Origin of the sequence: Paenibacillus taiwanensis DSM 18679 (assembly GCF_000425125.1) — a bacterium.
Lineage (GTDB): Bacteria > Bacillota > Bacilli > Paenibacillales > Paenibacillaceae > Paenibacillus_B > Paenibacillus_B taiwanensis.
This window is the reverse complement of record NZ_KE384307.1, coordinates 678316-703365: the sequence shown is the minus strand read 5'-3', so window position 1 is coordinate 703365 and position 25050 is coordinate 678316. Positions and strand designations below refer to the sequence as shown.

Here is a 25050-nt window from a genome sequence, read left to right as displayed (position 1 = left end):
GTCTCATAAGCTTCACAACTCAGCTCAACAATTCAGATAGGCGCTTCTCTCACATTATGGTAATATAGGATTAACATGAATGGACATGAATTGAACATTACCCTATACAGCTGGAAGGAGCGACGTGCCCGTTATGTACGTGATTCAACTTATTCTTACGCTGCTGATCTGCCTTACCTCTATAAGCTCCGTCTTCTTCAGCTTCCGCTCAAGACGAACGAAGAACATGCTTCAGCGCGGATTACTAGCCGCCAGAACTAACATTTGTATGGGATTACTGCTTATTCTCATTGCGGTGTTTCAGATGACGATGTTTACAGGATCAACCTTGAGGGTCATCATCGGGGCTATATTACTCGCACTCGGCGTCTTCAATTTGTTTGCCGGCCTGCGAAATCACGGTCACTTTAATCGTCTTTTGGCTCATGAAGGAGCCAAATAACAAATAAGCGTACAGTGTGCACCATTTCCTGTGTCAGCACTGTACGCTTTTTATGTACATGGTAGCAATGTCCCTGCACTGCCGCTTGCAATGGCGGACCCGCAGTGTGGCAGTCTGAACAGCCGGTATTAATCATGGTCAATCGACTGTGCCGTCATCATCGCCTTGGCAACAAGCTGATCTTGAAGCTTCATCTCAATCTCCAGCTTACAAAATTTGCGACTCATCTCAATAAATCTCGGTTGGAGGGTGACGATATCTTCAATCTGAATTGGACGAACGAAGTAGCTAGTCATATTTTCCATAATATGATCATGAACACGCATATCTTTTACTGCACGCAAAGCGGCATTTGCCATAATGGATAGGATGATACCTTCTGATACCGACCCAAGACCATTAACCATCTGTGGTGTGATCACACCTTGAAAGTACAACATCCCATCGTCATTCCGTAATTCCTCGAACCCGTTCCAAATCAAGTCTTCAAATGTTTCACCCAGTTGGGGCTCTTTCCGTGCATCACGCATCGCTTGCAGAACCTCTTTGCGAGTTATGACTGCAATCAACTTTCGGTTTCGATCCATTACTGGCAGCAGTTCAATGCCTTCCCATACCATCGTGTGCGCCGCCGAGGCAAGTGTTGTTGTCAGGGAAGCCGTAATAGGATGACGAGTGTACAGCTTATCGATCGTCTGATCTGGCTCGGCGCCAACAATATCCTTGTAAGCGATCATACCCAATACCCGATTCCATTCATCGACGATAGGGAACCGGTTATGCCCCGTTTCTTGCTGCAACTTTCTGAACTGCTCAACTGTACTATACGAGCGCATGACTGCAACTGGAGCCTTCGAGCCTACAATATCTTCAACGAGCATAATCTTCTTCTTAATCAAACGGTCAAACAGTGCCCGGTTAATCATAGAAGCAACCGTAAAGGTGTCATGCTTCGAGCTAATAATCGGCAAATCTAGCGTGTCCGCAAGCATCTTTACTTCTCTGCTTGTACCAAACCCGCCTGTAATCAGCACGCCAGCGCCATGCTGGAGCGCTAGTCGATGTGCATCCTCTCGGTTTCCGACAATGAGCAGGCTTCCAGCATCAATATAACGTTCCATCGCGTCCATCTTCATCGCACCGATGACATATTTATTTAACGTCTTAGAGAGTCCTCTCAGTCCACCCAGAACGTGTCCCTCTACGATGTCCACGACCTCTGTAAAAGTAAGCTGCTCTGACAAGTTGCGAGGCTTCTTCTCAACCCTTACTGTGCCAATCCGCTCCTTCGTAATTACAAGGCCGACGCTCTCCGCTTCCTTTACAGCCCGATAAGCTGTTCCTTCACTTACCTGCAATTGCTTGGCTAACTTACGCACCGATATCTTTGTGCCTGGCTTCAAGCTCTCAATATGATGGAGTAGCTGTTCATGCTTCGTGACGGTTGCGTCATGCATATCCATCTGTTACACCCCGATTCTCCGAACTGTCCTAATCTGTAGTCATTGTATCACAATCATTCCCATTTGTGCAAAACAGAAATCGCTCAAAAAGGGAAGCAGCAGCACCCCTTTTCAAAAACAAAAAAAGTCTCCAAACCCACTAACGCCAGTGGATCTGAAGACTTTTTTTCGTCTGCATTTTTTAAAATAAAAGTAGGTTACACAAGTTAACTACGGTGCAGATTGCATGTTACCACTATTGCTCGCTGTCTCTTTACGTTTTGCCTTCTTCGAACAGAGGGCAAAATACATCCAGCTGCAAAGCAAACTTGAGAACAAGTAAATGCACAGTACACCTATGTTCTGCCACACGTAATTCATGTCACCAAGTGAGACAACACCACGGTAAGCACGAATCGTATATGTCATTGGCAGCCAAGGATGAAGCATTTGGAAAAACTCTGGTGTCAGCTCAATCGGAAATGTTCCCGCAGTCGCCGACAATTGCAAAACTAGCAAAATAATAATGATAAACCGCCCTACATTGCCAAAGGCCGTTACAAAAAACTGAATGAATGCAAAAAACATTAAACTTGTGACCAGTGACACTAAGAAAAACATCGGAACGTTCGTTACAGTCAAACCAATTCCGTACAACACCACACTGCCTGCAATAAGCACTTGGAAAATACTTTCAATTGTCATCGTACCAAACTTACTTAACAACCATGCAAAACCGTTAGGCGGACGCAGGACGGTCTCTTTCATCGGGAATACGATGGAGAACATCAACGCCCCTACGAAGAAGCCTAGTGACAAGAAGTACGGTGCCATACCAATTCCATACGTACTCACATCATGATTTTCTTCCTTGTCGCTTGTCACCGGGGCCGATATCATATGATACGTACTGTCAGTCGAATCTTGTGTCGCCTTCTCCGCGCCATCCCGCAGCTTCGAGCGCAGCTCTGCACCACCGTTTATCAATTGTTGTTGTCCGTCCATCAGCCGATTAAATCCGGTGTTAATCGCGTTATTGGCTTTATCTACATCATGCAAAAGCGCACTCATTTTTTCAAATGCCATCTGATGCACTTTTTTTGCTGCTTCATCCAGCTTCCAATTAGCCAGTTTGTGCATATGGTCTCGCACAAGCGGCTCCAGCGTGTTTACTTTCTCAGCCGCTGCTTCATGAATTTTGCTGATCACGACAGGCTCAACACGATTGATCTCGTCGTCTGCATGCTGATGAACTTCTTGGATCACTTGCGGCTCAAGCTGTGACCACTTCTCATTTAATACTTCATGAGCTTTCGTCTGTACTTGCGCTGACTTCTCGGAATACAGCTGCTCAGCATATTGATGAGCCTTTCCGAGCAGAACAGGAGCAAGCTCTTGCGCCTTGTTCAGTGCCATTCCGCGCGCCATAGCCCGCGCAGTCGGATAGAAAGAGCTAAATTTCTTATCCGCTTCACTGTGAATTCTAGTTAACAACTGCTTATTTACAGCATGAAGCTCCTTATCCACCAGTTGATTCAGATCCTGCTTGATTTTATCTTTGAGCTTAAGGAGCTGCTCTGGCTTGAGGGCAGCATGTACGTTATCCCGCAGGCCATTCAATTGATCTTGAATCGCTTGCCATTTATCCGCTTCTTCCGGCTTCGCACTGGCTTTCAAAGCAGCTAAATCCGCTTGCAGCTTGTCAAATTGCCGCTTGATCTGCTCCTGATTGCTTGTCATGTGCTCCATCGTTTTGTCAAATAAGGCATCTACCTTCTCATCAATCCACTTATGTACACGATTCCGAATAGACGCATCAATATCGCCAGCCTCGTTATCGATAACGTTATGCATCATCGCCCGGGCTACAGGCTCCATTTTAACTACCGTGTTATCAACTTCCGTTACTACTTGCTTGTACACATCATCTATGTGTGCTGTATAGGCCGCATTGATTTCCTCATGGATCTGCTTGCGAATTTGTTCGCCGTATTGTCCAAAAGCACGATCAATCTCTTGATTTAGCTGCTCTTGCGCAGTACCGCTGTTCTTACCAGCCCACTCGTCAATTCGGATATGCACCTTATCTCGTAATGCAGTGCTATACGTTTCTGACTGCTTATCAATTTCCTGATGCAACTTGTCTACTAAAGGTCCTTTATTGGATGCGATTGCTTGCTCAATCTCCTTGTTGATTGTGTTTTCAAGCTTTACTTTATTCTCATCGAGCAGCTTATCCACCATAGATCCTGCTTGCGACGTCTTTGAGTTAATTTGGCCGTTCAGCTCATTACGAAACGTCTCGATCCCCGTCCCTAACTGCTTGAGCCCGTTCTCCAACTGCCCCGCTCCATCACTTGCTGCACCGAGGCCATCTGCCAATTGCGCGATAGCACCAAACATTTGCTCCACATAGGTTTCGGTTACTTTCTGAGACGTCTCCGCTTTGATCTTCTCTACCACTTTGTCAGATATTTGACCTGACAAGAAGTTAAAACTGCTGTTCTCCTTGTACTTCAATTCCAGCGGCTTCGGATTAGGATCTAAAATCGTTGTCGCATGCTGCGACATTTCCTGAGGGATATCGATCAGCAAATAATACGTATGCTCGGCCAATCCCCGTTCCGCTTCAGCTCTGCCAACAAAATGGAATTCGACACTATCATTGTCGTGGAGCTTTTGCATCAATTCACGGCCGATCGCAATTTCCTTCCCCTCATATTGCACCGGCTTGTCTTCATTAACGACAGCTACGGGCATATGCTTCACGTTGCTGTAGGGATCCCAGTTAGCTACCAGGTATACACCGCTGTACAGCAGCGGCACGACGAGCAAGCCAAGCACCGGTATAAGCACATGCTTTGACTTCATCGTGGCAACAAACTCTTTGCCGAAATAACGAAGATTTTGAAACAGCTTCAAATCGTGGTCCCCCTTCTTAACGAACAAAATGACCGAGTGACCCTTGTAAAAATAGCTTTGTTAACTAACAGAAACTACGTACACTTCTCGGCTTTTGTTTTACTGCTAAACATCTCCACAGGTTGTAATCATACAAAATCCGTTCTCACCCTTCAACCTTTTTTTTGCGCTTGTTTATATCCTGTAACGCCGCTTGCTCACCTTGCTCACAGCAAAAAGCTTCCGCCAACTTAACGTTGAGGAAGCTCTGTTCAGAAGCGGCTGTACTACCTTATTGCTCGTTGCCCATAATTCGCCGTTCTACCTGCTTATATCGTTGCGTCCGGACTTGGCGCAGCTTCCGCTCTACTTCCTCATCGACTCTTAATAGACGATAGAGATGGGCGCCTATAATAAGTACAGCAAACAAGGCCCATACCGCACCAAATACGGCAGCTAACGACCAGCCTTCATTCAAAGGTATTGTTGGCAGTGCGATAAATAACATCACCAGCACCGCAGCAATGGAAATGACAGAAATGACGCGGCTTTGAGTGCGGCTGTATTTCTTCACATGTTTAGTTGAGTTCATGTTATACACCCTTTCTACGATCATGATCATTTCATCTTGTCCGCTTGCACAATGAACACATCATACACGATGCACGATGCAACCATTTGCTACAATCCAGCATGCTGTCTACTAACAGCCTATGTGGACGGGCGGGCAATTATGACCGCAAAAAGGCTGGCGCAAGCACCTCGCAAGGAAGTGTGACGCCAGCCTCTATGAAACGCTTATGTTATTGATAAAGATGACTAAGTGAATCTGTTACAATCTTGTTTACATCTTGAATCACTTGGGCAAGCAGTCGCTCTGCCTCAAATAATTGAGCAATGCTAGTGTTCATGCTGATGACTTGGTAAGTTTGCTCCAGCTTTTCCATTTCTGCTTGATCTGGCATCGCGCCGCTCATCATCATTTGCTGCAATTCGCCCTGACGCTGACGGAAATCATCCAACATCCTTTTGCTTTCCGGGTCACTGTCGATGGCTTTCATCGCCTGTTCTACGGCTTTTGATTCAGCCGAATCTTGCAATGCTCGCGCTAATTCATGCGCTCTATCGTATACGTTCGTCATATGTACGCATCCTCCTTATGTAAGCCATTGTTCACTCCACGAAGTCCGATTGTGACAATCGTACCCCGTAACCTTCGTGACAACCGCCCATTCTCATGCACATCCTGCTTCGTTCATACGTCTAATATCTTAACGGATATCCATCCACTTGTCGAATCTCAACTGTGAAACCTATGTCTATTCATAATACTTTCGCTATTTTCGAGCTGGGTCAATCACCAAGGAAAATATGTCCTCATATGATAAATCATTGGTCATAGTTCACAGTAAACGCCTCGAACGGCGATTACCGAGATCATCCATGCAAGTGGTCGTTGGAAGGAGAACCAACATGTCTAAATGGAAAGTGGCGCTCCAGGTGATAAGCCCCAGTCTATTGCGCAATGAGGTGCTGATGATTGGCGAAGCGAAAGTAAAGCAGTGGAAGATTCCGGTCAATCAATCACTGACTTTACGTTTTGGATCGTTTAAGCAGCAAATCATTGTAATACCGGTGCCTCGCTTCGACGGACTGCGTATGAATCAAACGCTTGCGGGCTCTCTAGGCGTCGTATCCGGCCAATCGTTGCGAGTTGTGTACCATGCCTCGTCACAGACGCTTGCGATCGGTCCGCTCATTGGCATTCTGATCAGCCGAGACCGTCCTGATTCACCGGATAAACCGTTTGGTCCGATTACGGCATTTTGCAAAGAGCTTGTGGATGCTTGCCAGTCACAAGGCGCCTGTGTCTGCTTTTTTACCCCTGAGCACATTGAGCAGCATGTTAACAGCATTAGAGCCTGGGTCTATCAGAATAAATCGTGGCAGCAAACAGAGGTGCCCGTTCCAGACGTCATTAACAACCGATTAACCTCACGCAAAACGGAAAACAGAGACACGGTACAGCATTTTATGAGGGAAGCAAAAGCACGGTACAAGTCACATGTTTTTAATGAAAAGTTTCTGGATAAAACGGAAGTATTTGATGCTTTGAAGCGAGATTCCCATCCATCCCGCTATTTGCCGGAATCCTATTTGCTGCGTAATTTTCAGACTTTAAAGACGATGTGCTCCCGATATCATACCGTCTTTCTAAAGCCCGCCAGAGGCAGTCTTGGCAAAGGGATTATCCGTGTCACGAAGCTGAACGACCAATCCTACCAAGCGATGTACAGTACAGTGAACGGCACACGCAGACAAAGCTTCAGCAGCTTGGTTAAGTTGTTCTCCAGTCTTTCCTCCAAGCTCAAGGCCAATCGATATCAGATTCAGCAAGGACTTCATTTGATGGAGAATGGTGGCCGGCCAGTTGATTTCCGTGCACTTGTCCAGAAAAATGCGACCGGCAAATGGACGCTTACTTCTATCGTCGCCAGAACCGCAAGCACACAACATTTTGTGTCTAATTTGGCTCGTGGTGGCACATTAAGCACCGTGAAAGAGGCTGTTATCAAGTCTAACTTGCCAGCAGGTGCAAGAGCAGATGTTTACAACCGCCTCCAGCACGCTTCACTTGAAATTGCGCGTGGCATCGATACACAAATTCCTGCGCATTTTGGTGAGCTTGGCATTGACCTCGCGGTAGATAGCGGCGGAAAAGTATGGTTACTGGAAGTAAACTCTAAGCCGTCCAAAAATGACAACACGCCGCTTCAAGACAATAAGATTCGCCCTTCTGTCCGTAAAATAGTCGAATATGCAAAGTACTTGGCCGGATTCTAATCTGTCTGACCTTGAGACATCCTCGAGAAGGAGGTGGAGTTCCATGAGCCTTATGAAAGGTCCACTAGACACGTTAGGCGTACTACAAAATGAAAAAGTCGGCTCTCCTCCGTTCGCAGAAACTGCTTTCTGCCGAAAATTGTGTCTATCTGGGCAAAAACAAGGGGTTCCCGTCCTTATCTTCTCTCCTCACTGGATCGACTGGAGCAAGCGACTAGTGAGGGGTTATACGTTCGAAGATCAAGAATGGAAAAGTGTAATCGCTCCGATACCCAAACTCGTCTATGATCGCTTAACTTTTACTAACGAGGTGCAATACCGTAAAACCCGAGCTGCTGTCGCCCGCATGAGGCTGTCAGGTACAGCATGGCTCAGTGTCGGACTAGGCGGAAAATGGGATATGTATCGTTCCCTGTCGCGCATTGACAGCATTAACCATCTACTTCCCGAAACATTACTATACAGCGGCATAAAAGCCTTAAACGACTTCCTCCATAATCATCAAGGCAAAGCCTTTCTTAAGCCTCACAGTGGAAGCAAGGGCAGGTCCGCGTTGTTTATTCAGCGCCCTGATTCATCGGCTCATGCCGATTCCTCCTCCATCAGAGGATATGCCATCGTCGTTAAAGGACGCGATGACAACAATCAACCTTTTGAGCACAGCTTTGATCGCCTGCAATCGGGCCTACATTGGATTCATAGCTTCATCCACGGTCGAAAATATGTACTCCAGCCCTACTTGACCTTAAATAGTAGAGAGGAAGAACCCTTTGATATTCGGACGCTGATGCAAAAAGACGACACTGGCCGTTGGGCGCTCACCGGTATGGCCGTGCGCATCGGTCTTGAAAATGGCATTACGTCCAATCTACATGGCGGAGGCCACGCTGCAAATGCGGCTCAATATTTGAAGACTCATTACGGCACTAGCGTGTCTCAGCAGTTGATACGCGATATTATGCAATACAGTGCATGCATCCCAGAAGCATTGGAAGCACGCCACGGGCGTCTGGCGGAGTTAGGCATTGACTTTGGCATTGACAGAAATTCGCGAATTTGGCTGCTTGAGGTTAATTCAAAGCCGGGTCGGGCCGTATTTGAACACACTGGTGAACGCGAAGCCGAGATGCATGCGGTAGAACGTCCCATTTTGTACGCTCGCCATGTCTTGGTTCGACATCTTAGGAGGGTCTGTCCATGAGTTTGACGGTATGCAACGTCCATCTGACGCCAAATTCCGAAAAAATGATCTATGTATCCCATACCCTGTTAAAACAACTGAAGCTATCCAACAAAAGATCGATTCGTTTGCGCCTTGGCAGAGCCAGTATTCCAGTCACCTTAAAGCCGATTAAAAAAGCTGGTAAGCACTTGTATATTTCTTCAGGGATACGCACAACTGTAAAAGTTCCCAAAGCAGGCAGCGTGTTTTTATTAAATGAAACAGACGGTCACATTCAGCTCGGTCCGTTAATTGGCATCTTATCCGATGCTTCCATACGTACAGCGACTAGCCCTTTTGGCAGCCGTACTGGGTTTATTAAACAAATACTTCGTGCTGGACACAACAAAGCTTACGTTTTTGCTTTTGCCCCACGTGATATTAATTGGTCTAACGAAACTGTATTTGCTTACTTCTTAAATGAGTACGGCGGGTGGGTCCGAAAGACGGTACCCCTGCCAGATGTTGTATACAATCGCCTTCCAAGCAGAAGAGCGGAGACCTCTACTGGCATCAACAATTTGCGCGAACGGTTTATTCGCAAGAAGATTCCTTTTTTCAATTGGAGCTTTTTTAACAAATCAGATGTGTATGCTCTACTCGAAGGGGAACAAGATGCGAACAGATATGTGCCTGAGTCTGTCATGAATCCGAACTCGGATACGATTAAGGAAATGCTGGAGCGGCATCAGTTCGTCTATTATAAACCTACTGCCGGCAGTCTTGGCATCGGTATTTACCGCTTAACCTATCTCACCAAGAAAGGTTACTTTGCCCGTTACACGAATAATGGCAAAAACGTGCTGCTGCGGTTTAAACATTTCAGCAGCTTGATGCGAATGCTCGAAGGTCGACACGGACGACAGCTACGGGGGTATGTCGTTCAGCAAGGGGTACGCCTAGCCGAAATTGATGGCTGCCCTATCGATTTCCGTTTCCATATGCACAAAAACGGGGACGATCAATGGGTCGTTGTCGGCATCGGGGCCAAAAAGGCAGGTAAAGGCAGTGTCACTACCCATGTTAAAAATGGAGGGCAGTTGATGGCTCCAAAGCAGGCGCTAGAGCGTACATTTGGCGAGCGTGCCGATGAAGTGCTGGATCGAGCCAAAGAAGTAGCTATTGAGCTGGCGGAAGCGATAGAACGAAATCACCCGCATCTTATCGGGGAATTGGGCTTCGATCTGGGTATCGACCGTGATGAGCATGTATGGATGTTCGAAGCTAACGCCAAGCCTGGGCGCTCGATCTTTAAGCACCCTTCGCTAAGGATCGAGGGTAGGTCTTCCATCGAGCATATATTGGAGCACTGCCTATTCCTAAGTAAATTTCGCAGGAGGGATGAGCAGTGAATGGAATGGAACAAGAGCAATTGCCGATTGTGGCCATTCTCACCATAGATGACGACAATGAATATTTTAGAGGGAATCGCGAAAATTTTACCGATCTGCTCCTGACTGGTAAAGAGCTCGGCTTTAACGTCTACATCGTAACCGTTAAAGACCTGAAGTTAAATGCAAAACGTGTTATCGGTTACAATTACGTCCCAGAAAGCAACGTGTGGCAGCAGGGCTGGTTTCCTCTGCCTCACGTTATCTATAATCGCATTCCGTTGCGGGAAGATGAGATGCAACCAAGTGTCAGCAACAAAATCAAGTCGATTCTTGCCCATCCTACCATTCGGATGTTTAATCCGTACTTTTTTAATAAGTGGAACTTGTTCGAATGGCTTAAAAAGTCCAAAACAACAAAGCCATACATTCCTAGCACACGAAAGCTCACAACCTCTGCCAGCCTTGGGAAAATGCTGAACCGCCATCCCTACGTGTATCTCAAACCAGAGACCGGTAAAGCGGGAATGGGCATTATGACACTGCGCGTCAACCAAACGAAAACGTTAAAGTTTCGCTTGAAAATACAGGATAAAAAAGGGAGCACCTCGTATAAAAGTGCGCATATTAACAAGTTATGGTCCCGAATCCGCAAGCAAGCAGGGCAAAGCCATTACATTATTCAACAAGGAATTTCCTTGGCAGCGGTTAATCGTCGACCATTTGATCTGCGTGTGCTCGTCCAAAAAAATCAGATGGGCGTGTGGGACATCACTGGTGTAGGTGCTCGTATAGCCGGTGTACTCAGCATTACGACGCATGTGCCGCGTGGCGGGAGCATAGATGACCCAGAGAAATTGCTGACTTCCATTTTTGGTGAGGAGCAAGCCCCGCAAATTATGAACCGTGCGAGAAATGCGTCGTTAGTCATTGCCCGTCAAGTGGAGCGTGGGTCTGGTCACACGCTTGGTGAAATGTCGATGGATCTCGGCGTGGATGCGAGCGGAGGAATCTGGTTTTTTGAGGCGAATGCTAAGCCCATGAAGTTTGACGAGCCGCACATTCGCAGACGATCTTTAGAACGAATTTTCCAATACAGCACATACCTTGCCAAGAACAGCGGATAACGGACAAAAAGAAGGTGAATGCATTTTGACTCAGCCTATACTTGGCATACTCACGTTATATATGAATGAACAGAAGCAATTAGAGGAACGTCCTGTATATCAGAAGATGATAGCAGCAGGAAAGAAGCTTGGCATCGAAGTCTTTGTATTTACGCCGCAAGATGTCAATGAGCAAATGCGAAAAATTCATGCTTTGGTCTACAATCCAGACAACAACCGTTGGTCACGCAAGTGGGTAAAGTTCCCCCATCTTATATTTGATCGCTGCCGTTTGCAAAGCAGTTATCGCTTCGAGCAATTGCGAAAATTTCGTGCGAAATATCATCATCTTCATTTTATGAATCGCCCACTCCGTAATAAATGGACCATCTATCAGGTGCTTGGGGAGGACGCTGAAATTCAGTTATCTTTGCCTAGAACAAAGCTCTATTCTTCAGTAGCGGATGTCCAACAAATGATCAAGCGAGACCCCGTCGTATACTTGAAGCCGATTAATGGCACAGGCGGACGTGGAATTTTAAGAATCGAACGTCTAAAATCGTCCAGTCAAACTGTATACGTGCAAGGCAGAGACCATCAGAGACGTATTATCAAGCCGCAAAAAATGACTTGGTCTCAACTTACATTAAAGCTTGCCTCCTGGCACGCCAAAGAACGTTACTTGGTGCAGCAAGGAATATCGCTTAATTTACCGAACGGACGTGTGCACGATTATCGGATGCTCGTTCAGAAGGATGGCAGTGGACAGTGGACGGTGACAGGATGCGCTGCCCGCATCGGCGCCGCCAAAAGCATCACCTCTAACCTGCACGGCGGCGGAGCAGCAGTCAGAATGGATACATTGCTCAAACAATGGATCCGAGATGAGTTGCGAATTAACGAAGTGAAAGCAGGCGCTGAACAATTAGGAGTTGCTGTAGCTCGTTTTCTGGAACAAAAATATGGTGCATTATGTGAGTTAGCGTTAGATCTCGCCATCGAAAGAAGCGGTAAAATATGGCTTTTAGAAGTTAATCCAAAGCCAGCTCGTGAAGTGTTTGCCCGCATAGGAGATCGTGACACTTATCGTACGGCGTTAACCCGTCCGTTGGAATATGCGATCTGGTTGTACAACAATAAAGAGAATCCTGATGCACGTACACGCGAACCTAAACAAACAAGTAAAGAAACGGTCGCAAAAGAGCCTCTATCGAAAGAAGATGCAACCTCGACGTTAAAGCTGTCCGGCATGCCTCCATCATCGGAACCGTTCGTGAGCACACGAACGCCATCCCGAACAAGCCGTACAAGAAAGACACAGCATTCTAAGCCAGCCTCTCGTCGCTTCCGGCCCTACTATCCCTATTATGCGTTACAACCATTTGGCCGTAAAAGAACCACTCGGAGACATTGGCAGGGGGCTACAGATGAACATAAATCAACGACTCGAACAGAAAGTCACACCTGTGATGACCTCAATTCTGATGAGACCCAAACCATTTTGGATATTATCCAACAGACGAAATATAAAGACTTCCATTAAGTATAGAACGTATCATCCGAGCAAATACAAGAGGAGCAGCCTGTCCATAACCGAGGCTGCTCCTCTTTGTGTCATATATCAAACTTATGGCACAGTACGCTTTACATTTCTGATGACTGCTCCATACACTGTTCATACAGCGACAATAGCTCGCTAAAATGGTTAATATAGAAGTCAGCGCCTATCAATTCTTCTTGGCCTCCAAAGCCTGCATACGTACAGCCAATGACTGTCAGCTCATTTTCCTTGCCTGCCTCCACGTCCGATGAACGGTCACCAACCATCCAGGCAGATGTGATCCCGTGTTCCTTCAGCAGAATCCGAACTAGATCCACCTTGGAGGACGTACGGTAGCCTCCCGCGCTGTACAACCCATCAAACAACTCGTGAATGTGATGTGCTTCTGCAACCCCCTTCACATAAGGTTCCAAGCCATTACTTGCTACAAACAGCTTTACCCCCTGTTGATGCAACTTACGAAGCACCTCTTCTACCTCAGGGTATAACGTGGAGCCTCCGCCCTTCAATCCTGCCAACTCTTCTTCCAATAACAATACATCGGCACGCAGACGAGCTTCTTCACTGGCATCTGGCATTACACGCTGCCAGATCGCCTCCAGCAGCATACCTAAAGAGCTCAATATGTACTCCTCAGGCGGTGTTGGACCTTCGAACAGACCTTCCTCGCGAAGACGATCAAACAACCTATAGTAGGCTGGCAGCAGCAAAGTTTCCGTTTGAAACAACGTGCCATCCATATCAAATATAATTGCTTGCGGCTTATTCATTTTCCACGATCCCATCCTTTGTATAAGTGATCAAATGTATGTCTTCCTTAAAGGAATGTGTTCAATATATCATATAACTGATGTGCATACCTCTCTGATTGTCCGAATTTTAATAAAGTTTTTGTAAGCCAGCCATTGGATTTCCTATAGCCAACCTGCTACCATAAAAGGTGAATCTTTTATTATGTTAGACCTTGGAGGCGTATTTATGAATTATGCAGATGCCATCATCATCGGCGCCGGTCCATGCGGATTGTCAGCCGCGATTGAACTGAAAAATGTCGGCATAGAGCCGTTAATTATTGAAAAGTATAATCTGGTGAATTCGATTTATCGTTACCCGACAAACCTTCAATTTTTTAGTACACCAGAAATGTTGGAGATCGGCAACATTCCCTTTACTACACCAAATGAAAAGCCCTATCGACAGGAAGCGCTTGTCTACTACCTCAAGGTGGCGGAACGTTACGAATTAAAGCTGAACGCTTATGAGGAAGCAATCGCCATTACGAAGCAGTCAGACGATACTTTTCTTGTAACAACAAGAAAAACCTCAGGTGAGACGATGATCTACTCCGCCCCCTATGTTATTGATGCGACTGGTTATTTTGACCACCCTAATATGCTCGGCATTCCTGGGGAGGATTTACCACATGTATCCCATTATTTTCAGGAAGCACATCCATACGCAGGAATGGACGTTGTTATCATCGGCTGCAACAATTCCGCAGTTGACGCCTCTTTGGAACTGCTTCGAGTTGGTGCAAGAGTGACGATCGTACATCGTGGCGCTGCCATATCGGATCATATTAAGCCGTGGGTGCGTCCTATCTTTGACAGTATGGTTGCCAAGGGACTGATTACAATTCATTTAAGTTCACAAGTCACAGTGATTAATCCCGATCATGTTACCATTGCTACTGCGGAAGATCAAAGCATTACGCAGCTTTCTTGTCGTTTCGTGCTCGCACTGACGGGATTTAGACCGGATCGTCGTATGTTGGAGCAGGCTGGTGTTCAACTGCAAGAAGATAGAGAAAAGCCTGTATTTGATCCAGCTACTATGCAAACCAATATTAAAGGTCTTTACATAGCAGGTGTCATTGCCTCTGGCAGAAACGCCAACGAGATCTTTATTGAAACAGGACGCGGTCATGGAAAACAGATTGCAAAGCATATCCAGGAACAGCGCAACTTATAAGCGGGTTCCAATATCCAGCATATACAACAAGCATGGGACAGTCCAATAAGTGTCTAAGCTAAAAAGTTGGGCGGAGAAACGTAATGTTTTTCGTCCAACTTTTTGGTTCTTTTGCTTCTGCTGGAAAATGGAGAAACGGATGCCCGTCACCTTCAACCGGTTTTCGGTCGTCATCTGCACATCGTAGCCCAGTTTCAATTGCCGTCCTTTTATGAAATGTTGGTGTCGTAACTTCCATCTTGCAGGAGTAGGGTTTCTACGTACCCATTCGTTAAGTTTCTATTAGCAACACACGCTATCCATCGTCTGCCTATCTGTAATGAGCTAGAGCGATCCGGTCACATCTCAACTACTCATTTTCAAACCAAACAAAATGTCGAAGTGCAGAGCATCTTCCTCCCTTGATTCCTTTTAACAGTAGCTGATATGCGTAAATTAAAAGACCCCGTTACAACTTAGGTGCAGAGCGCGCGGATCATCGGTATGATGGTGTGGTAGTGGCCTGGAAAACGTGACCGGACGAGAGATCCGTTATGGAGTGAATGTAAGGATTATTAGGCCGCTTAGCGGACAGGAGGTACGCTATTTGCGTATTTCTTCCCCGTTTGTCGGTAGTTCGGAGGCAATAGCGGATATCCTGTCCGGTAACTATACCAAAAGCGTGTTTTTACCTTCCATAAAGGATCGTCTGTCCACCAAAGCCAGCCTATTCAACCAGATATCATCGCTCTCTATGCTCACCGCTATCGTTTTGTATTTCTTAAAGCGACTGTAGCGGCCATCCGGCACACAAACCGATCATCGTGCCCTTCCTACGTCCAGTCCAGGCCTGCCGAATGGCCTTTTTGTAACGACGTGTTTTCTCCTTCATAGTAGCTGCCGTAAGGCAGGAGCACATCTGCGATTCTTTGTCTTCCCCTATCGCATAAAAATATCTCCTCACTGCCATAGCCTACGTCGGCTATCACCGTCTTGGGCATCCATCGGCAAAGCAGAGCAGCCAGGCGCTGCATATGAACAATGAAGCAGCGTGTATCGTTAAGGCGTTGGTGCAGGTTGTACAACAGAATGAACTGCTTTTCGGTCGCCATCTGCACATTGTAGATCGGTTTCAATTGACCGTTTTTCATGTGATCTTCCTTCATCCGCATAAATCCGCATAAATCCGCATATCCGCGTAAACCTAGCGATCCAAATCCGCAATCATCTAAGCTTGTTTATTTTCATAGGGCTTAAAGGTAGGTGCGAGCAGGTGTTAACAGACTGTTCTTCCACTGCTCCTTGAGGAAGTGTCCACTCCATAGTATGCGGTTCTGTAGTAATCATTTGATTACGCATAAAAACCGTCCTTTTTGAAATGTTAATGTCGTAACTTCCATTTCACAAAGGATGGGGGTTGTGCTTAATTTTAACATTCAACAAAACGGGGCGTCCGTAGTCAAGTCAGTTTAAACTGACTATCTGGACAGCCCCGTGCTTGCTTTAGATTCTCTTCAATTAAATGTTAGAACACACGTCTCTTGTCATGCCCAAGTATCACATTCAATCGCACTGCACTAAATAGATAATGTTGAGGTCCGCTTTCTAAAATCAATTCCTTGATAGTACATTTCAGCCACAAGCAAGTTTGGCCCACAGCAGCGTGCCGCCGGACAATGGCAATTGACAGACTCCGCAAGCGGATGTGTGGTTAGCCATTCATTAAAAATATCATCCAGCTTCGAGGCATGGATGCTGCCAAAAGAAGGGATATCCGCAAAATCAGTAACGTACACTTCGCCATTAAACATGTTTACGTTTAAACGGTTGCGTCCGTCTGGATCATTCCTAACGGTAACGTTAGGCTCTGTGTGGAGACGACGAATGAGCTTTTGATCTGCTTCATTGCTGTTGCAAGCATAAAACGGCAGTGTGCCAAACAGCATCCACATGTCTGGATTGCGAACATCAAGCAGCTTATGAATAGACTGTCTCAATGTATCGATAGGCAGCATCGGTAAATGCTGGGCAAACGAACTCGGGTACATCGGATGCACCTCGTGACGCTGACATCCCATCTCTTGTATAAGGCGATGCATTTCCCCCAACTTTTCGTGCGTCCGATAATTAATCATCGTTTCCGCAGAGACAAGTAAGCCGCCTGCTGTTAATTTACGTGTATTTTCCATCATTTGCTCATACCATTTTGCCGATACTTTAGGCGATATATGATGATTGGTATGAACGAATCCTACTTCATGAAAATCTTCTGCATTTGTATAGTTAAAGGAAATATGCATAACATCCAAATAAGGAGCAATAAGTTCATAACGCCGATAATCCAAGGTCACGTTCGAATTAAGCTGTGAGCGGATACCTCGATCACGTGCATACTTTAATATCGGTACAATATAATCGGTGACTGTTGATAAATGAAACGTCGGCTCGCCTCCGGTAATACTAATGGTTTCTAAATGCTCCACTTCATCCAGCCGTTTTAGCATCAAATCCAATGGCAGCATGTTTGGTTCCCGCATAATTAACGTATGTCCAACAGCACAATGCTCACATCGCATGTTGCATACTTGAGCAACTGTCATCTCTACGCTTGTCAGCTTGTGTTGATTATGCTGATGTAACGACCGGATCGGATCCCACGGATCATATGCGGGTGACAACGGTGTCAGCACTTGTTCCGCGCTCATATCTGTTTGTGGTTGCTGTTCTTGTATCATTTTCATTGTAGCTCACCATACTTTCTTATTGCCTCTAAACTAGCTATCTATTATATAGTTAGATGACTTATATAGTAACATGACCGATCACTTCATTTATGCAGCGTCACGCGAAGAATTAGAGCGCTTATGCCAAGGTGACCACCAGTTGGCGCGTCCCATCAGCTTCATTAATGCAGGCACAAGGAATATTCGAATTAAGGTTGCATCCAACAACACCGCTGTCGCTAAACCTAGTCCGATCGCCTTCATCATTTCGTTATCTGTAAAAATAAAGGCGCCCACTACTGCAATTAAAATAAACGCCGCACTCGTAATAATTCCACCCGTCTTCTTTAGCCCTTCGGCAGTGCTGCGCTCATTATCCCCACTAGCCTCATACTCTTCCGCAATACGAGACAGCAAAAACACTTCATAGTCCATAGATATGCCAAATACAACACAAAAAATGATGACCGGCAGCATCGCCACTACAATTCCCGTGGAGGTAACCTGAAAAAAGTCTGCCAAGTACCCATACTGGAACACAAGCACCACGATACCAAGGCTCGCACCCAGACTAAGCACGTTCATTAATACAGCTTTCAGTGGGAGCAGCACAGATCGAAAGGCTAAAAATAGAACCACATACGTTACGGTTAGTATAAAAAGCACGACATAGGGCAAAGCCGTTGTAATTCGTTCCACAATATCATACCGATAAGCGGGGCCCCCAGTCACGTAAAGCTCAGCCCCCTGTAACTGGATGTCTCTTACATCTCGAACAAGGGTAAATGCCTCGTCCCCATCTGTATGGACCCGTGGCACAATATGGAGCAGCACGTAACGATCCTTTGCCAAATGTTGGTACTCCACTTGACTTTGGACAACAGGTTGTCCAATTGCAGCCAACTTCGCTTCAGTAGATGGCAAATTCCGAACTAACGACACGTAGCTCTGCACATGCAATACACCAGGCAGTGATGCGATATCTCGCTCCAACTGCTCTGTTTGCTCAATCGAGCGTGCTTCCTTATAAGGCTGCTCCATTTTAACTAACACTTGCAAGGCGTTGAGCTCTCGCTTGTCATACACTTGCTGCATCAAGTCGGCGCCATAGCGTGATTCATAGGTAGGAGGCAACACTTCAGCATTGGGAATGCCGATCTTCATACTGCCCACTGGCCAAGCGCATATGATCAAGCCAATCATAAGCAGCACTACGATGGAGAGAGGGCGCGACATCACTCCATAAGCAACCTTGCCCCAGAACCCTTCCATTTGCTTCCCTTCGTCTTGGCTTTGCTTTGTCATTTCACGTTTCTGCCGACGCCAACGTAATGGAATGACTGGATATCGATTGATTCGCTCTCCAATCAAGCCAAATAGCGCCAATAGCAATGTATTGCCGACAACGACAGATGTTGTCACTACAATTACACCACCAAGCGCCAACGAACGGAATAAGGACAAATCAATAAAAGCCATCGCGACTAACCCAATAAGCACCGCAACACCTGAGAAAAAGATCGATTGGCCTGCTTTCTGAGCTGTCATAGCTACAGCACCTGCGACCGTATCCTGATGACAAAGCTCTTCCCTAAAACGACTCACCATAAATAAGGCGTAATCGATCCCAACTGCAAGGCCAAGCATGGACACCAAATTAGGCAAGAAATTACTAAGCGGGCTCGACACCAAAGAAATAAAATAAACAAGACCAAGCGTAGTTGTTACACTTAATAAACCAACTACAAGCGGCAGCACACCGGCGAGCCACGTCCCAAATACGAGCAGCAGCACAAGGAGGGCAATTGGTAACCCGATCAGCTCTGATTTTATAATATCGTTCTTGCTTGCCACCTGCATATCATAGTACACAGGTGTCGCACCGCTAACATAGGTTTCCATATCCACTAGCGATGGAATCAAATTACGTATAGAAGGATACCTCTCCAAAGCATCGTTGGTATCAAGATCAAGCTTTACACCGACGGCAATAATGTCATTACGTTCTGAAACACGTGTATATTGTGCAAACACAATGTCCGTGACATACGGTTGCTGCCGAAGTTCAAATAACGACTCCATTATACGTGCCTTGGCGGGCTCTGAGAGTAAGGATGAACCATCTTTACTCTTGTATACGATATCAAGCGCATTGGATGAGAGGTGCATCTGTTCACGAAGAAGTTGTAATCCTTGGTCTGATTCACTTCCCGTTGGAGTAAAGCCGTTGTCCTTTAATAAAGAGGGGACCTGAATCGCAAATATACCCATAGCTGTAAACAATACAAGCCATAGACTAATTACTAGCTTACGATGCCGGTGTATGAGCGTCCCCCATCTCCAGAACACGCCCTGCTTATCCGTTTCCCGCACTGAAAGCCCCTCCGTTAGTGGACACCTCGCTCTAAACCATAATATCCGTTCGGTATCCCGTAATTACAACATTTAGCTTAAGTGATAGATCGATGTCCCGCATGTCCGGGTACGGTTTCCCCTCTGGATCAAGTAACAACCGCACAATCGGACGCTGAGGAATCTTCGAGTTGATCTTCGATATGATGCCAACTTCGCCCGTGCTTAATTCCACCGTCATGCCAAGCGGATACACCGCAATCCGATCGCGGAACAAGGCAAGCATAGATTGATCATATAACGTGCCTGAGCCTGTATACAGAATTTCCAACGCCTCATGAGGCTGCATCGCTGACCGATAAACTCGGTGTGATGTCATCGCATCAAAGGAATCGGCAATCGCAATCCACTTTGCATATTCATGGATATGCTCTGATACGATTCCTCTTGGATATCCGCTTCCATTTAACCTCTCATGATGTTGATAGGCGCAATGGGCTACAATTAATGGAATGTTAGGTTCATTTTTAAGAATTCGAAATCCAAGCTCGGCATGACTTTTAATATGGGAAAATTCGTAGTCAGACAGTCTTCCAGGTTTATTCAAAATTTGAAGATCCAATTGTGTCTTCCCGATGTCATGGAGCAGAGCACCCATCGCTAACATCTTCAGTTCTTCCTTGGCGTATCCATGATGTATGCCAAACATCGTTGTGTACACACATACATTTAACGAATGCTTAAATACGTATAAATCCGCCGTCTGTATATCTCCGAGCATAACCATCGCATCTTCATGACTGGATATGTCATCAATAATATTGTCTAGCAATCGGGAAAAAGCTCCGTTCATGTCACTTGGACCGCTTTGCTTTCGCAGCACGGACCCTGTCATCAGGCGCTTGAACTCGCCTCGAATCGTACGATTCGCTTCTTTTCTCGTCTCTTCACTTAGTATGTTCGGTGCATTAATACCTTCCGTATGCATATCTTCCACATATACATACGACACCCCCATATCTCTGAGACGTTTAATGAAGCTATCGCTTAGCTCGACGTTCTCACTTAGCAGAACCATTCCTTCTTCATTATAAACTTTTTTGGCGAGACGCATGCCACTTTGGCATGCTGTTATCGGAACATAACGCAAACATTGTCAACCCCTGCTGTAGACTATCTTTGCTACACATATTGCATGGAGCACTTGTCCATATCATAACATTTCTTTGCGTCCATGACGATTATTAAACGGTCATATTTTGCAGTTATTTGTCGATTTAGGCTAGCGCATAACAAAAAACCAGAACATTCCCGCCAGTACAAGTCGATATACGGCAAAATGCCATAACTTAATATTTTGAATGTGTTTTAAAAAGGCTACCACCACGATGTAAGCAACAGCAAACGACACGATAAATCCAAGCGCAAAAAAACCAAGCACGCCCGGTGTAAACAGCTTATAGCTGCTCATTAATTCATATCCACAAACTACTACCATAATAGGGATCGCCATCAGGAAGGAAAAATCCGCCGCTGCACGGTAACTTACCCTACTCAGCATGCCTCCCGCCATCGTCGAACCGGAACGAGAAAACCCAGGCCATAATACGGAAATGATTTGATAAATGCCAATCATGAACGCCTGCCCATAACTAATATCATCCAACGTTTCCGCCGAAGGACGTCGTCGTGAACCGATCCTTTCGGCTGCTATCATAAATATAGCTCCTGCAACTAGCGCCCACAGCACCGTACTGGCGCTAAACAAGCTTTTGATAAAATCTTTGGCGAAATAAGCCGTCAGCAATGCAGGTGAGATACCTAATGCTACGTGCAGCAAATTAAGCTGTTTCTGCGGTACGCCGCCTTTGGAGACAGAGCGCTGTTTGAGTCCGAACATGGTTAATAGGCGATTCCAGTATACGATCATGATCGCCAATATAGCTCCAAGTTGAATAGCGATTTCAAACGATTTCAACAGCTCGCTCTGGTCATTAATTCCCATCAGCTTGGCCGTCAAAATCATATGTCCCGTGGAGGATACAGGAATAAATTCGGTTAGACCTTCTACAACCCCTAGTAAGATGGCAACTAAAACAGTTAACATACAAAAATACACTCCTTTCATTCGTAAGAAAGCTTTTCTTATATGTATGTCCTAGAAGCCAACTATAAGCATATCAGAAACGATAAAGAATGACTATCTTGGGCAAGTACGCCCCTTCACACACAAAAGTTTCCATTTTAACAACTGAGAAATATACAAATTACAATATAATTCATGATTATTCGTCAATATAGCTGTTTTTTTAGCTAATGTTATTGTATGGCTGGAATAATGTTGTTATGATAACTTTACATGAAGTCAAATACAGTTGGGGATCGGTGAATCGCACCATGCGCGTTCATGTTACTGAAGTACATGATGGAGATATTATCATCAAGGATATTTTTAATGAGAATGGAGTTAACATTATCTCCGCCGGCACCATTATTAGAGCGCGAGATATAGACATTCTTAAACGCCACAATATCGACATGCTAGATATTATGGAAAGAGTAAGCCCGCAATCCAATATCGATACCATGAAACTGACGGCTGCCGCGGCAGAATTGAAGGAAGCTACACCAGCCTCCGTTCATGATCGCTTTGTCCCGAGGTATGAGGAAGCGCTTAAAGACACTAATTTGTTGTTTCATCATGCGCAGACGAATGGTGTAATCATCCAGGAAGTTGTGGAGAATACGATTACTCCGTTGTTAGAAGAATTCAAGAAAGAACGTGATGTCGTCTCCTTATTGCTGCAATTGAATTCAGAGGATGACTATACGTGCCAGCAGTCCATTAAAGTCAGTATGTTATCATACTACTTGGCGACATGGCTCGGCTATAGCCCAAGCGAAGCACTTCGAATCGGCAAAGCAGGATACTTACACGACATTGGCAAATGTCGTATTGATCATGCTATTCTGAACAAGCCGTCTCCGCTTACACCTGACGAATTCGAACAGATGAAGAAACACACAATCGCTGGACATGAGATCATCAATGCTAGTTATAACGACGACTGGCTTTCATTTGCCGCCTTGCAGCATCATGAGCGAATGAATGGCAGCGGATACCCGTTAGCATTAACAGGCGATCAGATTCATAAAGTTGCCAAGATTGTAGCTGTGGCTGATGTATACAGCGCCATGATTTCCAAGCGTGCGTACCGCGAGAAGCAAGATTTATTCAGCGTATTAAAGGAACTGTATCAGATGAGCTTCGATCAGCTCGATCCTATCATTACACATACCTTTATCCGTTATATGCTTCCTAATTTTTTACATAAGCAAGTCATCCTGACAGATGGCCGTACTGGAATTATCGTGATGAATCATAACACTGAATTTTTCAGACCGCTTGTCCGTGTGGACCAGCAATTTATCGATCTCTCCCAGAATCGTAAGCTGGAGATCGAACGTGTGCTGCACGAGTAGCATTAGCAATAGGCTTGTCCTTAATGGACAGGCCTATTTTTTACATTTCTTTATATATATCCTAGTTTGTCAATTATGACTTTATGAGTGAAGATTTAGTTCAACCAAATGAGGCAATCCATACTCAACAGAACCAACACTTATGTGATTCAACAGTTTGACAGCAATACGATCAATAGTCCTAATACGATGTATTATTACATTATAAACACGTTGTTTAAAGATGAATATGAAGCAAAGCACATTTGGTAGAATTAATGGCCAATTTAACTGTCAGTGGCAAATCCTCATCACTATACATTTTGAACACTCCACCTTACAGAATAACTCTTTGGTGAAAATGTCCCTTGTTTAGAAAGTACTTTAAGGTAGATCGTTGCGCCAGGGGGTATTTGAAAAAAATTTAATGCATCAAGCCCATTTGGTCCAGTATCATGCGTATACAATAATCCCGTGTTGATGTGTTGAGAATAATGCATGTCAAAAGCTAAATCATAATTAGTAACCGAATCTGGATCGATAATATTTAATACTGCATTTGCATATTTTGTTGTTGTTGTATTATTTGTCCATTTAAACCAATCAGCATCGTCTGCACTTGTTAATGCAAATCCAATATGCTCACTATCACTTAATACCTTTGCATCTGCTTTCTTGTCATAAAACCCTTGTATCGCCTGTGCTGGCTGAGAATATGATAACAAACTGACGGCAGTAATCAGTGTAATTAAAATTTGCTTTATTTTCATTTTTTTCCTCCGAATGAGTTAGTTCTAAAACTACTATTAGCTAAATATTTTAAGTTTTAACAAATAAAAATGTTACAGAAGATACCGAGTACACCTTTAGTTCTGTTAAATGGGAGTATTATTAAGTAGCACGATATGGGGATGACCTTTTGGGGCGTAAAATCTGATTATGGCAAAATTACTACACTATTAATTGGTATGTGACATCAAAAATGAAACCGTTCTTTTGTCAGCCATTAAAGATTTTTATTTGATAGCATATGATCCACAATAATTTTCTATTGTTGATAAACAAACGCGGTATAAGGCTTATCTGAACCACCATCCGTATACGGATTATGTCCAAAGACTCTCCAAAGAACTTTTGTACCTGGTACAATACTTGCAACAGAGGTTTGAACATTTCCAGGCCCCGTATCGCCTTGTGTCCCCACTGGAATAATAGTACCATCAAATAATTGTACCAGAATAGTTATGTCCACATTTAATCCCGAAGAGGGCGATACGGGATACGCTCCATACACAATATTCTGAGTCTGTCCTGATGTATTAGTATAGGAGTACCAATCTCCATCGCCGATATCTGTGTCAAGATACATATTGAAGGTAGAACTAAGGCTCAATGGTATCGCCTCTGTGAACTTGTCCGCCAATCCTGCTTTGGCAAAAGCAGACTGGGAAAATGCGAATACTGATGTTGCAGCCACAAAGGTGAGCAATATTTTTTTCAATTTCATAAGCAAAACCTCCTAATATATGGATTTCAAAGGTTATTATACTATTAATCCATCCAATATGGAATACTTTAGGAAAATAAAATAATAAAAAGTAATATGAACAATAACTAAAAGAGCAGGATTGTATCCAAGTAATACTAGAGGAAGGATGAAACACACGCTCCATAAGAATAAACAAAAAGAACCCGTACAAAGTATATACGGATT

At 45.0% G+C, this 25050-nt stretch carries 20 protein-coding genes and 1 pseudogene; 9 read left to right on the top strand and 12 right to left on the bottom strand.

Annotated features, from left to right (window positions below):
* Positions 1-133 precede the first annotated feature (133 nt).
* Entirely contained in the window at positions 134-442 is a 309-nt protein-coding gene (locus H509_RS0117130; RefSeq protein ID WP_028546163.1) for a YtpI family protein, read from the top strand.
* 128 nt (positions 443-570) lie between these two features.
* Here the strand turns inward: H509_RS0117130 and H509_RS0117125 are convergent, their stop codons facing one another.
* From H509_RS0117125 to H509_RS0117115, 3 genes are all read right to left on the bottom strand, one after another.
* Positions 571-1905, bottom strand: coding sequence for a DRTGG domain-containing protein (locus tag H509_RS0117125; RefSeq protein ID WP_028546162.1), 1335 nt, complete (start codon positions 1903-1905; stop codon positions 571-573).
* 210 nt (positions 1906-2115) lie between these two features.
* The gene (locus tag H509_RS0117120) at positions 2116-4806 is read right to left on the bottom strand and encodes a YhgE/Pip domain-containing protein (protein ID WP_028546161.1); all 2691 of its coding nucleotides are present in this window, start codon (positions 4804-4806) and stop codon (positions 2116-2118) included.
* Between the two features lie 271 nt (positions 4807-5077).
* The gene (locus tag H509_RS0117115) at positions 5078-5377 is read right to left on the bottom strand and encodes a hypothetical protein (RefSeq protein ID WP_051287299.1); all 300 of its coding nucleotides are present in this window, start codon (positions 5375-5377) and stop codon (positions 5078-5080) included.
* A gap of 51 nt (positions 5378-5428) precedes the next feature.
* Here H509_RS0117115 and H509_RS28630 point away from each other — a divergent pair, with 51 nt between their 5' ends.
* A complete protein-coding gene (locus tag H509_RS28630) occupies positions 5429-5563 on the top strand; it encodes a hypothetical protein (RefSeq protein WP_281169751.1) in 135 nt (44 codons plus the stop codon).
* A gap of 25 nt (positions 5564-5588) precedes the next feature.
* Here the strand turns inward: H509_RS28630 and H509_RS0117110 are convergent, their stop codons facing one another.
* Positions 5589-5927, bottom strand: coding sequence for a YlbF family regulator (locus H509_RS0117110; RefSeq protein ID WP_028546159.1), 339 nt, complete (start codon positions 5925-5927; stop codon positions 5589-5591).
* Positions 5928-6258: 331 nt separating this feature from the next.
* Between H509_RS0117110 and H509_RS0117105 the strand changes: the two genes are divergently transcribed.
* The 5 genes and pseudogenes from H509_RS0117105 to H509_RS25725 form a co-directional block, all read left to right on the top strand.
* Positions 6259-7629 (top strand): YheC/YheD family endospore coat-associated protein, encoded by a 1371-nt coding sequence (locus H509_RS0117105; protein WP_028546158.1) that lies wholly within the window; start codon positions 6259-6261, stop codon positions 7627-7629.
* A gap of 43 nt (positions 7630-7672) precedes the next feature.
* On the top strand, positions 7673-8830 hold the full coding sequence (locus H509_RS0117100; RefSeq protein WP_028546157.1) for a YheC/YheD family endospore coat-associated protein: 1158 nt from the start codon (positions 7673-7675) through the stop codon (positions 8828-8830).
* Positions 8827-10203: a YheC/YheD family endospore coat-associated protein gene (locus tag H509_RS0117095; RefSeq protein ID WP_028546156.1), complete on the top strand. Its 1377-nt coding sequence runs from the start codon at positions 8827-8829 to the stop codon at positions 10201-10203. The genes H509_RS0117100 and H509_RS0117095 overlap by 4 nt, the downstream gene beginning before the upstream one ends.
* A 5-nt stretch (positions 10204-10208) precedes the next feature.
* Entirely contained in the window at positions 10209-11309 is a 1101-nt protein-coding gene (locus H509_RS0117090; RefSeq protein ID WP_425414246.1) for a YheC/YheD family endospore coat-associated protein, read from the top strand.
* A 25-nt stretch (positions 11310-11334) separates the two neighbouring features.
* Positions 11335-12513 (top strand): annotated as a pseudogene (locus H509_RS25725) (YheC/YheD family endospore coat-associated protein); the annotation flags it as partial.
* 419 nt (positions 12514-12932) lie between these two features.
* On the opposite strand, the gene H509_RS0117080 reads toward H509_RS25725, so the two are convergent.
* Positions 12933-13634 carry an HAD family hydrolase gene (locus tag H509_RS0117080; protein WP_157277773.1) on the bottom strand — a complete coding sequence of 234 codons (702 nt, stop codon included), beginning with the start codon at positions 13632-13634 and terminating at the stop codon, positions 12933-12935.
* Positions 13635-13827: 193 nt separating this feature from the next.
* On the opposite strand from H509_RS0117080, the gene H509_RS0117075 reads away from it, so the two are divergent.
* On the top strand, positions 13828-14820 hold the full coding sequence (locus tag H509_RS0117075) for a YpdA family putative bacillithiol disulfide reductase (protein WP_028546153.1): 993 nt from the start codon (positions 13828-13830) through the stop codon (positions 14818-14820).
* Between the two features lie 812 nt (positions 14821-15632).
* Here H509_RS0117075 and H509_RS0117065 read toward each other — a convergent pair.
* The 5 genes from H509_RS0117065 to H509_RS0117045 all read right to left on the bottom strand — a co-directional run bounded on the left by H509_RS0117065 (position 15633) and on the right by H509_RS0117045 (position 21981).
* Positions 15633-15950, bottom strand: coding sequence for a hypothetical protein (locus H509_RS0117065; protein ID WP_028546151.1), 318 nt, complete (start codon positions 15948-15950; stop codon positions 15633-15635).
* 426 nt (positions 15951-16376) lie between these two features.
* Entirely contained in the window at positions 16377-17540 is a 1164-nt protein-coding gene (gene yfkAB, locus H509_RS0117060; RefSeq protein ID WP_084159244.1) for a radical SAM/CxCxxxxC motif protein YfkAB, read from the bottom strand.
* Between the two features lie 90 nt (positions 17541-17630).
* Positions 17631-19895 (bottom strand): MMPL family transporter, encoded by a 2265-nt coding sequence (locus H509_RS0117055; RefSeq protein WP_028546149.1) that lies wholly within the window; start codon positions 19893-19895, stop codon positions 17631-17633.
* Positions 19896-19926: 31 nt separating this feature from the next.
* On the bottom strand, positions 19927-21024 hold the full coding sequence (locus H509_RS0117050; protein ID WP_028546148.1) for an HD-GYP domain-containing protein: 1098 nt from the start codon (positions 21022-21024) through the stop codon (positions 19927-19929).
* A 132-nt stretch (positions 21025-21156) separates the two neighbouring features.
* A complete protein-coding gene (locus H509_RS0117045; RefSeq protein WP_028546147.1) occupies positions 21157-21981 on the bottom strand; it encodes an undecaprenyl-diphosphate phosphatase in 825 nt (274 codons plus the stop codon).
* A 239-nt stretch (positions 21982-22220) separates the two neighbouring features.
* On the opposite strand from H509_RS0117045, the gene H509_RS0117040 reads away from it, so the two are divergent.
* Positions 22221-23357 carry an HD-GYP domain-containing protein gene (locus tag H509_RS0117040; protein ID WP_245596124.1) on the top strand — a complete coding sequence of 379 codons (1137 nt, stop codon included), beginning with the start codon at positions 22221-22223 and terminating at the stop codon, positions 23355-23357.
* Between the two features lie 293 nt (positions 23358-23650).
* Here the strand turns inward: H509_RS0117040 and H509_RS0117030 are convergent, their stop codons facing one another.
* Complete coding sequence (locus tag H509_RS0117030) at positions 23651-24106, bottom strand: hypothetical protein (protein WP_028546145.1); 456 nt, start codon at positions 24104-24106, stop codon at positions 23651-23653.
* A gap of 278 nt (positions 24107-24384) precedes the next feature.
* Entirely contained in the window at positions 24385-24843 is a 459-nt protein-coding gene (locus H509_RS0117025) for a hypothetical protein (RefSeq protein WP_028546144.1), read from the bottom strand.
* Between the last annotated feature and the right edge of the window lie 207 nt (positions 24844-25050).

Excerpts from the sequence above, each read along its gene's own strand:
- H509_RS28630 (WP_281169751.1), top strand. The coding sequence starts at position 5,429 with ATGAACACATCATACACGATGCACGATGCAACCATTTGCTACAATCCA.
- H509_RS0117075 (WP_028546153.1), top strand. The coding sequence starts at position 13,828 with ATGAATTATGCAGATGCCATCATCATCGGCGCCGGTCCATGCGGATTG.
- H509_RS0117025 (WP_028546144.1), bottom strand. The coding sequence starts at position 24,843 with ATGAAATTGAAAAAAATATTGCTCACCTTTGTGGCTGCAACATCAGTA.
- H509_RS0117110 (WP_028546159.1), bottom strand. The coding sequence starts at position 5,927 with ATGACGAACGTATACGATAGAGCGCATGAATTAGCGCGAGCATTGCAA.
- H509_RS0117040 (WP_245596124.1), top strand. The coding sequence starts at position 22,221 with ATGATAACTTTACATGAAGTCAAATACAGTTGGGGATCGGTGAATCGC.
- H509_RS0117045 (WP_028546147.1), bottom strand. The coding sequence starts at position 21,981 with ATGTTAACTGTTTTAGTTGCCATCTTACTAGGGGTTGTAGAAGGTCTA.
- H509_RS0117030 (WP_028546145.1), bottom strand. The coding sequence starts at position 24,106 with ATGAAAATAAAGCAAATTTTAATTACACTGATTACTGCCGTCAGTTTG.
- H509_RS0117130 (WP_028546163.1), top strand. The coding sequence starts at position 134 with ATGTACGTGATTCAACTTATTCTTACGCTGCTGATCTGCCTTACCTCT.
- H509_RS0117080 (WP_157277773.1), bottom strand. The coding sequence starts at position 13,634 with ATGGGATCGTGGAAAATGAATAAGCCGCAAGCAATTATATTTGATATG.
- H509_RS0117115 (WP_051287299.1), bottom strand. The coding sequence starts at position 5,377 with ATGAACTCAACTAAACATGTGAAGAAATACAGCCGCACTCAAAGCCGC.
- H509_RS0117065 (WP_028546151.1), bottom strand. The coding sequence starts at position 15,950 with ATGAAAAACGGTCAATTGAAACCGATCTACAATGTGCAGATGGCGACC.
- H509_RS0117105 (WP_028546158.1), top strand. The coding sequence starts at position 6,259 with ATGTCTAAATGGAAAGTGGCGCTCCAGGTGATAAGCCCCAGTCTATTG.
- H509_RS0117125 (WP_028546162.1), bottom strand. The coding sequence starts at position 1,905 with ATGGATATGCATGACGCAACCGTCACGAAGCATGAACAGCTACTCCAT.
- H509_RS0117100 (WP_028546157.1), top strand. The coding sequence starts at position 7,673 with ATGAGCCTTATGAAAGGTCCACTAGACACGTTAGGCGTACTACAAAAT.
- H509_RS0117090 (WP_425414246.1), top strand. The coding sequence starts at position 10,209 with ATGGAACAAGAGCAATTGCCGATTGTGGCCATTCTCACCATAGATGAC.
- yfkAB (WP_084159244.1), bottom strand. The coding sequence starts at position 17,540 with ATGAAAATGATACAAGAACAGCAACCACAAACAGATATGAGCGCGGAA.
- H509_RS0117095 (WP_028546156.1), top strand. The coding sequence starts at position 8,827 with ATGAGTTTGACGGTATGCAACGTCCATCTGACGCCAAATTCCGAAAAA.